The 14,363-nt window shown below is 66.2% G+C and carries 12 protein-coding genes; 5 read left to right on the top strand and 7 right to left on the bottom strand.

All coding sequences use genetic code 11. From position 1 onward, the window contains the following. Window positions 1-171: 171 nt before the first annotated feature. Together U6958_RS09635 and U6958_RS09630 are read right to left on the bottom strand one after the other, a co-directional pair. A complete protein-coding gene (locus U6958_RS09635) occupies window positions 172-1,497 on the bottom strand; it encodes a serine hydrolase (protein ID WP_074921014.1) in 1,326 nt (441 codons plus the stop codon). 123 nt (window positions 1,498-1,620) lie between these two features. After that, a complete protein-coding gene (locus tag U6958_RS09630) occupies window positions 1,621-2,493 on the bottom strand; it encodes a methylglyoxal synthase (RefSeq protein ID WP_016447679.1) in 873 nt (290 codons plus the stop codon). 149 nt (window positions 2,494-2,642) lie between these two features. On the opposite strand from U6958_RS09630, the gene U6958_RS09625 reads away from it, so the two are divergent. Together U6958_RS09625 and U6958_RS09620 are read left to right on the top strand one after the other, a co-directional pair. Then, window positions 2,643-3,557, top strand: a complete 915-nt coding sequence (locus tag U6958_RS09625) for an alpha/beta hydrolase (RefSeq protein ID WP_074921015.1) — start codon at window positions 2,643-2,645, stop codon at window positions 3,555-3,557. Between the two features lie 144 nt (window positions 3,558-3,701). After that, complete coding sequence (locus tag U6958_RS09620) at window positions 3,702-5,363, top strand: ankyrin repeat domain-containing protein (RefSeq protein ID WP_074921016.1); 1,662 nt, start codon at window positions 3,702-3,704, stop codon at window positions 5,361-5,363. Window positions 5,364-5,431: 68 nt separating this feature from the next. Here U6958_RS09620 and U6958_RS09615 read toward each other — a convergent pair whose 3' ends face one another. The 5 genes from U6958_RS09615 to U6958_RS09595 all read right to left on the bottom strand — a co-directional run bounded on the left by U6958_RS09615 (window position 5,432) and on the right by U6958_RS09595 (window position 11,181). Next, window positions 5,432-6,541 carry a type VI immunity family protein gene (locus U6958_RS09615; protein ID WP_244160449.1) on the bottom strand — a complete coding sequence of 370 codons (1,110 nt, stop codon included), beginning with the start codon at window positions 6,539-6,541 and terminating at the stop codon, window positions 5,432-5,434. A 19-nt stretch (window positions 6,542-6,560) separates the two neighbouring features. Further along, window positions 6,561-7,649 carry a type VI immunity family protein gene (locus U6958_RS09610; protein ID WP_061287423.1) on the bottom strand — a complete coding sequence of 363 codons (1,089 nt, stop codon included), beginning with the start codon at window positions 7,647-7,649 and terminating at the stop codon, window positions 6,561-6,563. A 38-nt stretch (window positions 7,650-7,687) separates the two neighbouring features. Beyond that, a complete protein-coding gene (locus tag U6958_RS09605) occupies window positions 7,688-8,443 on the bottom strand; it encodes a hypothetical protein (protein ID WP_074921017.1) in 756 nt (251 codons plus the stop codon). Window positions 8,444-8,776: 333 nt separating this feature from the next. After that, on the bottom strand, window positions 8,777-10,042 hold the full coding sequence (locus U6958_RS09600; RefSeq protein ID WP_046988803.1) for a YeeE/YedE family protein: 1,266 nt from the start codon (window positions 10,040-10,042) through the stop codon (window positions 8,777-8,779). A 173-nt stretch (window positions 10,043-10,215) separates the two neighbouring features. Beyond that, window positions 10,216-11,181, bottom strand: coding sequence for a sulfurtransferase (locus tag U6958_RS09595; protein WP_017407485.1), 966 nt, complete (start codon window positions 11,179-11,181; stop codon window positions 10,216-10,218). A 214-nt stretch (window positions 11,182-11,395) separates the two neighbouring features. Here U6958_RS09595 and U6958_RS09590 point away from each other — a divergent pair, with 214 nt between their 5' ends. Genes U6958_RS09590 through U6958_RS09580 form a run of 3 tightly spaced genes read left to right on the top strand, consistent with a single transcriptional unit; the run spans window position 11,396 to window position 14,344 of the window. Continuing rightward, window positions 11,396-12,592, top strand: coding sequence for a multidrug effflux MFS transporter (locus U6958_RS09590; RefSeq protein WP_074921018.1), 1,197 nt, complete (start codon window positions 11,396-11,398; stop codon window positions 12,590-12,592). A gap of 29 nt (window positions 12,593-12,621) precedes the next feature. Next, on the top strand, window positions 12,622-13,611 hold the full coding sequence (miaA, locus tag U6958_RS09585) for a tRNA (adenosine(37)-N6)-dimethylallyltransferase MiaA (protein WP_074921019.1): 990 nt from the start codon (window positions 12,622-12,624) through the stop codon (window positions 13,609-13,611). A gap of 16 nt (window positions 13,612-13,627) precedes the next feature. Then, window positions 13,628-14,344: an ABC transporter ATP-binding protein gene (locus tag U6958_RS09580; RefSeq protein ID WP_074921020.1), complete on the top strand. Its 717-nt coding sequence runs from the start codon at window positions 13,628-13,630 to the stop codon at window positions 14,342-14,344. Window positions 14,345-14,363 lie beyond the last annotated feature (19 nt).

Below are 14,363 nucleotides of genomic sequence, written 5' to 3'. Positions count from 1 at the left end.
CACCTGCCGGTCTGAGCGGACAACCCTGGCTCTCTGAACTCCTGCGACTGGCCGATTGCAGGCAATGCATCGTCGGCGGTCTGGCGGCGGTGAGATGAAACAAGACCCCTCAGGCGGCAGCGAACCTTGCGCAGCAAGGGTAGCGTGAGGGTCACTTTTCATTGCAAGACCTTATTTATCGCGCACCGCATCGGCCAGCGCCGCCCAGGCCTTGAGCGTCAGCGCATGCGTGAAGGCCGCGCCCGCCACCGGGTGCGATGACAGCTTGACCACCACCATCTGCGCGGCCGGGTTCACGTGGATGAACTGGCCGTGAATGCCGGCGGCCTCGTAGGCGCCATCGGCGTTGTGCAGTACCCACCATTGGTTGCGGTAGCTGTAGCCGGGCCGCGCGGCCTGGATGCCGCGGAACTTGAACTGCTCGCGGTCGCCGCCGCGCGCAATGTCGTCCAGCACCGCCTTGTCGAAGATCTTGTGGCCGTTGAAGCTGCCGCCCAGGCGCAGCATCTCGCCCACGCGCGCCAGGTCACGCGCCGTGGCGTTCAGGCCCGCGCCCTGCAGCGGCGTGCCGGTGCTGTCCACCATCACATAGGCGTCTTCCTGCATGCCCAGCTTCTGCCAGATGTTCTCGCTCATGAGATCGCTCCAGCGCCGGCCCGTGACGCGCGAGACGATCCAGCCCAGCACCTCGGAATGCACGGTGCGGTAGACAAAGCCCTCGCCATGCGTGCCTTCCTTGGGCAGCGTCTTGAGGAAGTCGTACACATTGGTCGGCCCCGCGTAGCCGGGCGGACGCGGCAGCATGCCCGAGGCCCAGGAGTAGCCGAAGATCTCGGTCCTGGGGTCGGTGTAGTCCTCGCGAAAGCGCACGGCCCCGGTCATGTCCATGACCTGGCGCACCGTCATGTCGCCCCAGGCAGAGCCTTCCAGCTCGGGCACGTATTTCGTGACCAGGGCCTGGGGGTCGATGCGCCCCTCGTGGGCCAGTTGCGCGGCCATCAGGCCGGTGAACGATTTGGTGACCGAGAACAGCAGGTGCGGCGAGCTGGCCTGCATCTGGTTCTGGTAGCGCTCGAAGACCACCCGCCCCTTGTGCAGCACCACGATGGCGTCGGTATAGGTGCGGTCCAGCCACTGGTCCACGGTGATGGGCTGGCCCTTGTCGTCGTCAAAGCGCAGGCCGCCCAGGGCCATGGGCGCTTCGGGCAGTGCCGAGGGCGCCGCCGCGCCGCGCCGGATGTTCTGCGTGGGCTGGATTTCGCGCAGGTGCTGCACCACCCAGCGCAGTTGTGGATAGCGGTAGCCGTTGGACACGTCCACGCGCTTGTCGGCGGCCGGCGGAAAGCCTTGCATCAGCCCCAGCTGCTCCAGGCGCACGCTGTCGGGCGGCGGCAGCGCGGGCGCTGCGGAGGCCTGTGCCTGGGCCGCCACCCAGCCGAGCAGTAGCACCAGCAGGGCCATGGCATGCCGGGAGCGCCGAAAGAGCGGACTGACCATCGTTGTCTCCTTGGTTTTTTGGAAACGGCCAGTCTTGCAGAAAGCCCCCGGCCGGTCACGGGTGTTCGCCCGCCCGCAGGCCGCAAGGCTGTCGTCTGCGCGACGAAGGTTTTAGTGGGGCATTCAGCGGCGCATCAAGGCCGCATCGCACCAGCGCTGCGCCACGGCCGGAGAAGTGGTGCAGACCGTGTCGTGCGTCACCGTGGTCACGGCGCGCTCCAGCAGCTGGATGTCGGCCTCGTGCTGGCGCGCCACATGCGGGTCCTCGAAGAAGATCACGCGCTGGCAGCGGCGGTCCAGCACCAGGTCGGCGATCTGCGCATCGCCGCCCAGCGGGCCGCTGTTGTAGCGGTCCACCCAGGGCCGGTCCTCGGGCCAGCCACGGCTCCAGGCCATTTCGTTGAGGCGCTGGCCCGTGGTGCCCGTGCCCACGCGCCGGCCAAAGCGCGACAGCAGCTCGAAGTTGCGCGCCGCGAAATCCAGCATGGTGGGCTTGAGCGCATCGTGGGCGATCAGCGCCAGCGTCTGCTGTGCGTAGTCGTGAAAGCGCTGCGCACCGGCATCCTTGGGCAGACCTGCCTGGATGCGCTCCATCTCGACCCAGTCCCGCGCCGAGGCCACGGTGGACAGGAAGGGCTTGCCATGGATCACGCACTGGCGCTTGAGCGCCACGGCCTCGGGGAAGATGGAGGACGGATCCACCGGGTCGGTGAAATAGATGGCCCCGTCGATGGTGCGCTCGTCACCTTCCACGCCCACCACCTCGGCCACCAGTTTCATCAGCCCGCCTTCGCGGCCATAGGGATAGCGGCGCAGGCCCCGGTAGGACGCCAGCATGCCGGCCGCCTGGATGGCATCGAAGGTGCGGCCCACGGCATGCAGGCCCAGTTGCAGCTCGCGGATGCCGGACTCGCAGGCGCGCAGCCAGCCGAACAGTGCGGCATCCTCGGTTTGGTGGTGGATTCGGTTGGCGGCCAGGCCCAGGCGTATCGGCATACAGGTTCACTCATCAACAGTGGGGAGAGGCCCGTGCAGCCAGGACAGCCTGCGGACCAGCGGCAAGAATAGCGCCAATCCATGACAGCGCCGGCCGGCACGGCGGCGGCGCTGAACTTTTGGCCGGCCCGTGCATCCATTGTTGCGTCATGCCCTCACTGCTTTCCCACCTGTGGCCCCGACGGCGCCTGCACCGGCTCACGGCAACGCTGGGCGTGGCCGCGCTGCTGGCGGCCAGCGGCTGCTCCGTGCTGGACACCAAGCAGCGCGAATGGATCTTCCAGCCCAGCGACCGCAGCTGGCCCGGCGCCAACACGGCCGGCATGGAAGATGTCTGGATCGACATGCCAACGCAGGACGGCGCCCGCCTGCATGCGCTGTGGCTGCCCCAGCCGGCCACGGCCAGCAACGCCCCCGTGCTGCTGTACCTGCATGGCGCGCGCTGGAACGTTGCCGGCTCCTCGCCGCGCATCCGGCGGCTGCACGAGCTGGGCTTTTCGGTGCTGGCCATCGACTACCGGGGCTTCGGCAAGAGCAGCGCCGGCCTGCCGTCCGAGGAATCGGCCGCCGAGGATGCCCGCGTCGGCTGGGACTGGCTGGGCCGGCACGCTCCGGACCGGCCGCGCTTCATCTTCGGCCATTCGCTGGGCGGCGCCATCGCCATCGACCTGGCGCGCAGCGTTCAGGATGAGGCCGGCGTCATGGTCGAGGCCACCTTCACCAGCATTCCCGACGTGGTCCGCAGCTTCCGCTGGGGCTGGCTGCCCGTGGGGCCGCTGATCACGCAGCGCTTTGCCTCCATCGACAAGGTGGCCGGCATAGGCTCGCCGCTGCTGGTCGTGCACGGCAGCGCCGATCCGCTGATCCCCGCCACGCTGGGCCGCCAGCTGTTCGAGGCGGCCAGCGAGCCCAAGCGCTTCGTGCTCATCGAAGGCGGCAACCACCACAACACCCAGTCGCGCGCCATGGAGCAATACCGGCAGGCGCTGGACGAGCTGTTCGGGCTGCGCCTGCTCGCACAGGCGCCCACCGCGCCAGCTGTTGCACCTCAGGTATTGCGCTAACATCCGCGCTTGCGGTGCAGGCCGCACCCGGACCTGCGGGAAGGGTTGAACCCACCTGTATGCGCCTCTCGGCGTTTTTCTCTTGCCACATGCCTTTGTGCGCCAAGCTGCAGGTCATTGGCCTTCGTGCACGGAGGTATCCCTGTGAAACGCATCCCCGCCCGGCCCGACATGGGCCATCTCAAGAAACAGGCCAAGCAACTGCTGGCCGCCTATCGCGCAGGCTCGGCCCAGGCCATGGAGCAATTGCGCGCCCATCTGCCCGCTGCCCGGGGCCGCACAGATGAGGCGCTGGCCGCCATGGACCTGCGGCTGCACGACGCCCAGTCCGCCGTGGCGCGCGAGCACGGTTTCGCCTCATGGAGCGAGCTGTCAGGCTACGTCGAGGCATGCCAGCGCCTGGCAGCGGACCCCGAGACATCCCGGCTGCACTGGCTGGCCCTGGTCTATGCCGGCGATGTGGCGGGCGGCACGCACCGCGCGCAGCCCGCGCTGGCCCGGCGCCTGCTGGACGAGCGGCCGGAGCTGCCGGGCAATGATCCCTGGATGGCCTGCGCCATCGGCAACCTGGCCGCGCTGCGCGAAGCCACGCACAGAGATCCCGGCTGGCTGCAGCGCGCAGGCGGGCCGCTGGGACTGCCGCCGCTGGTGGCCGTCACGCACTCGTGCCTGCTGCGCCTGCCCGAGTTCGCCGAGCCGCTGCGCGCCTGCGCGCGCTGGCTGCTGGACGCGGGCGCCGACCCGCTGCAGACCGTGGGCAATCGCTGGCCGCCGGCCTCGCTGCAGGCGCCCTCCGAGACCGAGCGGCTGTCAGCACTCTATGGCGCAGCAGGCCAGAACCATGATGCGCAACTGACGCAGATGCTGCTGCAGGCCGGGGCCGACCCCAACGACGGCGAATCGCTCTACCACTCTCTGGAAGGCACGCCGGCCAGCCGCGAATGCACGCGGCTGCTGCTGCAGGCGGGCGCGCGTGTGGAGGGCAGCAATGCCCTGTTCCGCGTGCTGGACCTGGACGATGAGCAGGCCCTGCGCCTGCTGCTGGACCACGGCGCCGATCCGAACGAGGACAACGGCCAGGGCGAATGGGGCCGCCCGCTGCTGTGGGCCATACGCCGACTGCGCTCGCCCGCCCACGTGCAGGCCTTGCTGGATGCAGGAGCCGACCCGGCCACCCGCACACCGCAAGGCCTGGGCGCCGCCCGCCTGGCACGGCGCTTTGGCCTGGCAGACGTGGCCGTCCTGCTGGAACAGTCCACGGGCGCTGAAACCGCCACGCCCGAAGAACAGTTCGTTGCCGCCTGCGCCATGGGCGACCGGGCCCGGGCCGGAGGGCTTCTCGCGTCCCACCCGGGTCTGCTGCAAGGACTGTCTCACGAGCAGCTGCGCATGCTGCCCGAACTGGCAGCCCTGGGCCGCATGGAGGCCGTGCGCTGCATGGTGGAGCTGGGCTGGCCCATCGCTGCGCGCGGCGGCGACTGGGATGCATCCGCACTGAACCAGGCCGTTTTCCGTGGCGATGCCGCCATGGCGCGCTTCCTGCTGGAGCACGGCGCACAGTGGACCGAACGCCACGCCTATGGCGACAACTGCGCAGGAACCCTGTGCTGGGCATCGCTGAACCGGCCCGAATCCACGGAACCCGGCGGCGGCGACTGGCTGGGCTGCGCCCAGGCCCTGCTGGACCACGGTATGCCCATGGCCCGGCCCGACCCCGAAGTACCCGGCTGCGTGCTCATCGACGGCAACCGGCAGCGGTATCCGGACGAGATCACGGATTTGCTGCTAGGGGTTGACGCGGACTAGGTCCGCCCGACCCGAAAACCCGTCCTGCCGGCTGGCCCGGCAGGATTCAGCTGCAGTGCCTGCATGGGTCAGAACAGATCAAACCGGCTCATGTAGGCATCGCATGCCAGCAGCCACGCATGTTCATCATTGGACCCCGAAGGCGGCGGGCCGATGAAGTTGTTGAGCCGGGATCTGGCGCGCAAAGGCTTGAGCAGGCGTGCCGCCTCGCCAAAGGCGGGCAGCGTCAGCCCCTGGTCCATATCCCCCAGTCCTGGGAAATCTCCTGCCCGTATCCCCAGACAGTTGCCTACATCCCCAGCCGAAAGATACTGGCTGGCCTGAACCTGCTTGCGCACCGCATCCCGACCATCCAGCTTTTCCAGCAAGGCATCACTCACAAAACTCAGCCAGTTGATGCTGTACATGGCGTTGTTGAAGTCATGGCTCATCAGCGCAAGACTGCCCAGGGCATTCAAACCCGGGAAACGCTGCAGGTAGGGATACAGTATTTGCTGCCCTTTGCCGTCGGGTCCGATATTGCGTTCTTCCACTGCGGGCATGACGCCCCAACCTGCAATGGCCCAATAGGGCTGCATCAACTCCACAATCTGGGTGGTGAGGCGGCCCACATTGCGCTCTGGCGGTTGATCCATAATCCACCACGCGGGAAATGCCATGCGAATGAAAGACATGGCCGGGCCCTTTTTTATCGACCCATATCTCTCACGATACCAAATACCTTCATCATTCTCAATACGGCAATAAAGGCGAAAGTCTTGCGCATTATTCTCCCACACCTCAGGAGGATTTGGCTTACCCGAAGCCATATGAAATATCAGGGCATAACCTTTTGGGTTATCAAAGCTTTTCTGCTTCTTTGCAGCCAACTTTCTTTGTGCTATCGCGCTGGTCAGCATGGCAGGCATTCCGTCGTACCAATAAACCAGTTTCTCCTTCCCTACAGCCTCACAAAAAAGATCGACCACTTCCCATGCACGCTCACGCACGGCCAATGAATCCCCGTCATGGAACACCATCTCGATCGTCCAGCCTGCTCTTGCACAAATACGTCCAAATTGATTCTGTAATACCAGCGCCTTGAGAATATCCATCGTCGCCGCGGTGGCAACATTCGCTTTCTCATTGCCGCAAGGCCAGTTGAAATCATGTTCCGCAGCCATCGCCATCTTCTCCATTACTTCAACACACCAGAAATCAGAACAAATCAAACCGGCTCATATAGGCATCGCATGCCAGCAGCCATGCATGCTCATCATTGGAGCCAGAAGGCGGCGGTCCGATGAAGTTGTTGAGCCGGGATTTGGCACGAATCGGCTTGAGCAGCCGCGCCGCCTCGCCAAAGGCGGGCAGTGTCAGTCCCTGGTCCATATCCCCCAGCCCCGGAAAGTCTCCGGCCCGAATCCCCAGGCAGTTGCCCACATCCCCGGCGGAAAGGTATTGACTGGCCTGCACCTGCTTTCGCACGGCCTCCCGCCCACCCAGTTTCTCCAGCAATGCATCGCTGACAAAACTCAGCCAGTTGATGCTGTACATGGCTTTGTTGAAGTCATGGCTCATCAAGGCAATACTGCCCAGCGCATTCAATCCCGGGAACCGCTGCAGATAGGGGTACAGCACCTGCTGGCCTTTGCCATCGGGATCGATATTGCGTTCTTCCACTGCCGGCACGACACCCCAGCCTGCAATGGCCCAGAAGGGCTGCATCAACTCCACCATCTGGGTGGTGAGGCTGCCCACATTGCGCCCTGGCGGTTGGTCCAGAATCCACCATGCTGGAAATGCCATGCGAATGAAAGACATGGAAGGGCCTATGCCAGGTGTTGTATGGCGATCATGCAGCCAGATGCCTTCATTGTTTTTTATTCGGCAATAAAGTCGAAATTCTTGTGCATTTTCCACCCAATCATCTGGAGGTTTTGGACTTCCCGAGGCCAGATCAAACATCATTGCAAAGCCATTCGGATTATTGAGCGTATTGGGCTTGTGCTTTTCCATTCTCGCTTTCCCTTTCTCGCTGGCCATAGCCACAGGAGCCATCCCCCACCATATTGCAAGCTTCTCAGCACCAACGGCTTCAATGAATAGATCTATCACCTTCCAAGCGCGCTCGCGCACAGCCAATGAATCCCCTTCATGGAATACCATCTCGATGGTCCAGCCAGCTCTTGCGCAAATATTGCCAAATTGATTACGCAATACCAGTGCCTTGAGAATATCCATCGTCGCCACGGTGGCTTTTTGCAGTTCTCTGGTGCTCAAAGGTTTGTTGAAGTCTTTTGCCATATCTATCCTCCATATTTCACCGTACCGAAGCCGTCGCCTCAAAAGGACAACCCGAGAACTCTCGCCAGTGCGCTCCCTACCGCACCAACACCTCGCAGTGCCCTCCCCAGTGCGGATGCACCGGCCGCAGCCCCGACCGCTGATGCCGTATCCGCATTCACCCGCTCCGCCAAAGAGATGGCCTTTTCCCTGTTGGCCTGCCATAGCGTTGCTTGGTTCAACACACTTTCGTTCACGTTTCTTCCATCGCTGTCGCAAGCACAGCTTCCGGCGTCTAAAGCCTTCTTAAGAAATTTCTCTCCAAAAATTTCTTGATATGCCTGGAACTGATTCATGCCATCGGGCCCAAATTCTGAAGAAAAGCCATCCCCCGGAAACTTCATCTCATAGACCCGCTGCACGTTGTCCAGCACAGGCGGAAGGCGCGGGTTCTTCACCACGACCACATCCGGAATGCGCGAGCCCGCAGGCCGGCTGCGCGTGGGGCGCACGGGCTCGTTGCGCGACATGACAGGTGCTCTGTTCAGGTACGGCACTTCCTGCTTGTAGTAGCCCCGGTAGCCTTCAAACCCATCGGCCTGCATGACCACGCCGGCCACGCAGCGCTGGCCCAGGCCGCCGGTCATGCAGCAGCAAAACAGCTCGCACAGCGCCCTGCGGTCCAGTTCGTTGTCGAAGTCCCGGGTGCCGCATACCTTGTTGAAGCCAACAAGCACGACAGCCTTGCACAGGTCCCTGGACCGCTTCAGGCGATTGAGGGCAATGAAGGCGGGAACCAGTTGCCCGCAGCTCATGTATCCGAGCGGATGGCCGGTGGCCGCTCCACTGCCCCATTCAACTCGTGGAAACGCCCTGCGCGGCTCAATGGCGCATGGATGTCTATCCTGAATGTCATTGGCTCCTTCGCCTGTGAAAGGCGCTCCCTTCCTTCTGAAAGGAAAATAATAGGAGCAATGAATTGGGCACGTAAATCCTATTTTCCAGAGATTTCCAGGACTGAGCTGCCCGCAATTGGCAGCGGTCTCCTCTGAAAACTGGCAGAAAAAAGCCTAGGACAAGCAATGGCCAGAAAGCCTGTTTCAGGCGCCGCTCTCGCCTGTCACTCGGCAATCACCTCCTGCTGCAGGTCAAAGCCCCTGCGCTCCCGCACGCTCGTGCAGCCAGCGCCGCAACACAAATCCCAGCCACAGCGCCGTGAACACGGCCGCGCCAAAGACCCAGCCCGACAGCGCACCCGCCATGCTGCCCGACAGCAGCGTGCCGATGGTGCAGCCCAGCCCCGTCATGGCGCCCCAGCCCAGCAAGGCGCCACCGGCCAGGCCGCGAGCCGCATCGCGCCAGGTGGGGCGGCGCGGCGTCCACTGGCGGCTGGCCACGGCGGCGCCCCAGGCGCCGGCCACCAGGCCCAGCAGCAGCACGGCATGGGGCGTGAGCAGGCTGTTGAGCACGGCGGTGGCGCATCCGCCCAGGGTATCCAGGCCGTGCAGGCGCTCGGGCACCCAGCCGCCCGCCTGGGCCCAGCCGCGCACGGTGCTGCCCAGCGTGGTGGTCACTCCCAGCGGCCGCATGCGCACGATGGCGGCGGCCGCGATCAGGCCCACGGCCAGGCCGCCCAGCGCGGCGTTCCAGCGGCCTTGCCACAGTGACAGCCACAGCTGGCGCAGGCCCGGTGGCTGCGCCGGTTCTGCCGCAGGCCGGGGCCGTGCGCGGCCCGAGCGTCCATGAATGCGCCAGACCCAGGCCGCCAGCAGGCCCAGCACGGCCAGTTGCAGCGCCAGCGCGCCGCCATAGCCCAGATGGGCCGGCAGCCAGATGACGGGTGCATCGGCAATGGCCAGGCTGTACAGCGGGTTCCAACTGCGAAACCCCAGCACGAAGCCCAGGCCCGTGCCGACCAGGGCAAACGGCGCCACGGGCGAGCCCTCGCCCAGCCGGTACCAGTGGGCGCTGATGCACGAGCCCGAGACCGACATGCCCGCTCCAAAGGCCAGGCCCGCAAGGACCAGCACCCAGCTCACGGGACCTATGTGCATGTCGGGCGGCAACTGCCCGGGCTGGGGCACGGCCACCCAGCTGCCCAGCACCACGGTCATGCCCGCCGAGCCCACGGCCAGCGCCAGCAGGATGGAGAGCACGCCGCGCGGGTCGCCGAACTCGAACCAGTCGCGCGCATGGCAGTAAAAGCAAAAGCGCGAGCGCTGCAGCACCAGCCCCAGCAGCAGGCCCAGCGCCAGCGCAAAGACCAGGGTGCGCCCGCCGCCTTGCAGCTGCAGCTGCGCCGCCACAGGCCAGGCTGCGGCCAGCACGGCGGCCAGGGGCAGCCATCTGGTCCAGTCCCTTGCCCTGTGCCTGCCATTCACGTTCTGCGTGTGCTCACCGGTCACGCTTGTCATTCCTGCCCCCTTTGTTGCCATCCACGCATAAAAAAAGGGGCCCGCAGCCTGCGGGCCCCAAAGGAGCCGAGCTTTTGCCAAAGCCACACGTCACGCACCTGATCCGTCGAACCAAGAGCACTGACACCCCTCGCCCGGCCCCCGCCTTCAAGACAGGTTGATCGACGGCGGGATCATTTCGCGGCCCAGACCGTACCGGCCGGGTTGTTGATGGGCACGCCCACGGAGTTGCCGTATTCGGTCCACGAACCGTCGTAGTTGCGCACCTGGTAGCCGAGGATCTTGGACAGCGCAAACCAGGTGTGGCTGGAGCGCTCGCCGATGCGGCAGTAAGTGATGACGGGCTTGCTGCCGTCGATGCCCACGCCCGCATAGAGCTTCTTGAGTTCTTCGGCGGACTTGAAGCTGCCGTCCTCGCGCACTGCCTGGCCCCAGGGCACGTTGACGGCACCGGGGATGTGGCCGGCGCGGATGGCCAGCTCCGGCACGCCGGCCGGGGCGAAGACCTTGCCCTGGTATTCGTCGGCCGAGCGGATGTCGACGAGCCTGGCGTCGCTGCGACCTTCGGCCGAGGCCAGCGCATCGGTCAGGCGCGCGCGCAGCGCGGTGTTGACCTTGCCCACGCGGTAGGTGGTGGCCGCATATTCCGGGGCGCGGTTGTTGAGGGGGCGGTTCTCGGCCTCCCACTTCTTGCGGCCGCCGTCCAGCAGCTTGACGTTCTGCACGCCATAGATGTCGAAGACCCAGGCCCCCCAGGCCGCGAACCAGTTGTTGGTATCGCCGTACAGCACGACCGTGGTGCCGTCCTTCACGCCGGCCTGCGACAGCAGTTTCTCGAACTGCTCCTTGCCCACGATGTCGCGGCGCACCTTGTCGTTGAGATCGTTGTGCCACGAGAAATTGACCGCGCCCGGCACATGGGAGCGCTCGTACAGGCCGGGGTTGACGCTGACTTCGACGATGCGCACGTCGGCGCGGTTGAGGTTGGCCGCCAGCCATTCGGTGCTGACCAGCGGACCTTCGGGAACGGGCGCATTGGCATGGGCCGTGCCGCCGATCAGGGCCGCGACGTACAGCACGGTGCAGGCACCCTGGCGCAGGGTGGCGGGGATGGTGGAGAAAGCGGTCGGCGTTGCCATCACGGTCCTTTGTTCGCAGTTGCGTTGATTGCTCGGTTGGCGTCGGGTTGCTCTGCAATGCAATGTAGGCAGGGGCGGGCCGGTTCCCAACTGCGCAATCCGCAGATGGATATGCGCCGCCAAGGCATGGACAGCGGCACCCCGGGTTCTCTGCTACCCTCGGGCGCCTATGTCAGCGCCCCTGTCTCCCGCCGTCGCGCAAGCGCAGCCGGCCATGTCCCCCGTCCTGGTCGTCATCCTGCTCGGCCTGCTGCTGGGGCTTCAGCCGCTGGCCACAGATCTGTACCTGCCCGCCCTGCCCTCGATACAGGCGGCCTTCTCCACCCAGGTGTCCCAGGTGCAGCTCACGCTGACGGCCTTCCTGCTGGCCTTCGGCTGCTCGCAGCTGGCCTGGGGGCCGCTGTCCGACCGCTTAGGGCGCCGGCCCATCCTGCTGGCAGGCATGTCCATCTATGTGCTGGCGGCCCTGGGCAGCGCCAGCGCCGAGACCATGGAATCGCTGATTGCCTGGCGCGCGCTGCAGGGGGCATCGCTGGGCGCCGGCGTGATGTGCGCTCGCGCCATGGTGCGCGACCTGTTCGCGCCGCACCTGGGCGCCCAGGTCATGTCCAAGGCGCTGACCGGGCTGGGCGTGATCGCCTTCCTGAGCCCCGTCAGCGGCAGCCTGCTGGTGGATTCGCTGGGCTGGCGCGCCACCATGCTGGCCCAGGCGGTGATGGGTGCGCTGGCCCTGCTGCTGGTGGCCCTGCGCTTCACGGAGACACTGGCCCGCACCAATCCCACGGCGCTGCGGCCGCTGGCCCTGGCGCGCAACTGGATCACCATCTTGCGCCACCCGGGATTCCAGTCCTACCAGTTGCTGACCTGCTGCACCTATGCGGCCCTGTTCACCAACCTGGCCGCATCTTCCTTCACCTATATCCATGTGCTGGGCGTGAGCCGCACGGGCTACGGCCTGCTGATGGGCAGCAATGCGCTGTGCTACATCGCGGGCACCTTCCTGTGCCGCTGGCTGCTGCAGCGCATGGATGTGCGGCGCGCCGTGCAGATTGCCGGGCTGGCAAGCCTGCTTTCGGCCACGGCCATCGGCATTGCGGCGCTGGCCGATGCGCGCAGCCTCTGGGCCTATGCCCTGCCCTTCTATATCTTCCAGATCGCCCATGGCGTGCACATGCCCTGCGGCCAGAGCAATGCCATCGCGCCCTTCCCGCAGTCGGCGGGCACGGCCTCGGCGCTGAACGGCTTCACCATGATGCTCATCGCCTTTGCCATGGGACACTGGCTGGGCCTGCACCTGGACGGCCAGTCCACCCGGCCCATGGCCTTCGGCATCTGGTTCTGGGGCGTGTGCACGGCCCTGGTCGCCTGGGGGCTGGTGCGCCGCCATGGCGGGGTCGATGGCCACCGCTGATTCCACTTTCCTGCGTTCCCGTTTCTCGAATGTCCACCGCTTCCCCGCTCCCCTGCCTGGCCATCGCCGGCCCCACCGCTTCCGGCAAGACCGCTGCCGCCCTGGCCCTGGCCAGGCTGCTGGCCGAACGCGGCCAGGCCGCAGAAATCATCAGCGTGGACTCGGCCCTGGTCTATCGCGGCATGGACATCGGCACGGCCAAGCCCACGCCCGAAGAACTGGCTGCGTGCCCCCATCACCTGATCGATATCCGCGACCCGCTGCAGGCCTACAGCGCGGCAGAATTCGTGCAGGACACGCAGCGCCTGGTGGCCGAGATCCGAGCGCGCGGCGCCCTGCCGCTGCTGGTGGGCGGCACCATGCTGTATTTCAAGGCCCTGCAGGATGGCATTGACGACATGCCGGCCGCCGACCCCGCCGTGCGCGAGCGGCTGGACGCCCAGGCCGCACAGATCGGCTGGCCCGCCATGCATGCGCTGCTGGCCCAGGTCGATCCCGCCACGGCCGCACGCCTGGCGCCGGCCGACAGCCAGCGCATACAGCGCGCGCTGGAGGTTTGGCATGTGTCGGGCAAGCCGCTGTCCAGCTTTCATACGCGGGCGGGCAAGGATGCGGCACAGGGCCTGATCAGCCCCGGCGGCTTCTTCTCGCTGGAGCCGCAGGACCGCGCCTGGCTGCATGCGCGCATCGCCCAGCGCTTCGACGCCATGCTGGACGCCGGTTTCATCGACGAAGTGCAGCAACTGCGCGCGCGCGGCGACCTGCACCTGGACCTGCCCTCCATCCGCTGCGTGGGCTACCGCCAGGCCTGGGAATCGCTGGACGGCCTGTACCCCATGGACTCGCTGCGCGAGCGCGGCATTGCCGCCACGCGCCAGCTGGCCAAGCGCCAGATCACCTGGCTGCGCAGCATGCCCGCCCGCCATGCCATTGCCTGCGATACGCCCGATGCCCAGCAGCAACTGCTGCAGGCAGCGATGGCCGTGGTGGCTGCAGCAAACCAGGCCCGCAACGGCTGAACAGGAAACCGCCTTCATGACTGCCGCGCCCCGGGACAACACGCCGCTGACTCAGCCGCCGCTGCTTCAGGTCCAGAGCCTGGCGCGGCGCTACCGCAACGACGGCGGCACGAAAACCGCCGTCTTCGAGAACGTGGACTGCAGCGTGGCGCGCGGCGAGTTCGTGGCCATCGTGGGTGACTCGGGCGTGGGCAAGTCCACCTTTCTCAACTGCCTGGCCGGGCTCGATGAGTGGCAGCAGGGCCGCGTGCTGCACGCAGGCCAGGACCTGTCGGCCCTGGATGAAACCGGCCGTGCGCTGTGGCGGCGCAGCCATGTGGGCTTCGTGTTCCAGGCCTTCCATGTGCTGCCGCACCTGGATGTCTGGCACAACGTGGCCCTGCCGCTGATGCTGCTGCAGCGGCTGGATGCAGCGGGCCGCCAGCGCGTGCAGCAACTGCTGCAGGCCGTCGGGCTGCAGGGGCTGGAGCAGCGCCTGCCCTGGCAGCTCAGCGGCGGCCAGCTGCAGCGCGTGGCCATTGCACGCGCACTGGTCCACGGCCCGGCCCTGCTGCTGGCCGACGAGCCCACCGGCAACCTGGACCCCGGCACGGCCGCACAGGTCATGGAACTGCTGCTGCAGCAGACCCGGGAACACCAGGCCGCCCTGGTGCTGGTCACGCACTCCATCGAGGCCGCGCGCCGTGCCGACCGCGTGCTGCGCCTGACCGCGCAGGGCATGCAGCCCGCCTAACGCCAGAGACCATCCGCCC

Origin of the sequence: Delftia lacustris, from assembly GCF_040267515.1 — a bacterium.
GTDB classification, from domain to species: domain Bacteria; phylum Pseudomonadota; class Gammaproteobacteria; order Burkholderiales; family Burkholderiaceae_C; genus Comamonas; species Comamonas tsuruhatensis.
Note: the sequence above shows the minus strand (reverse complement) of the source record. Positions and strands in the feature narration are given on the sequence as shown.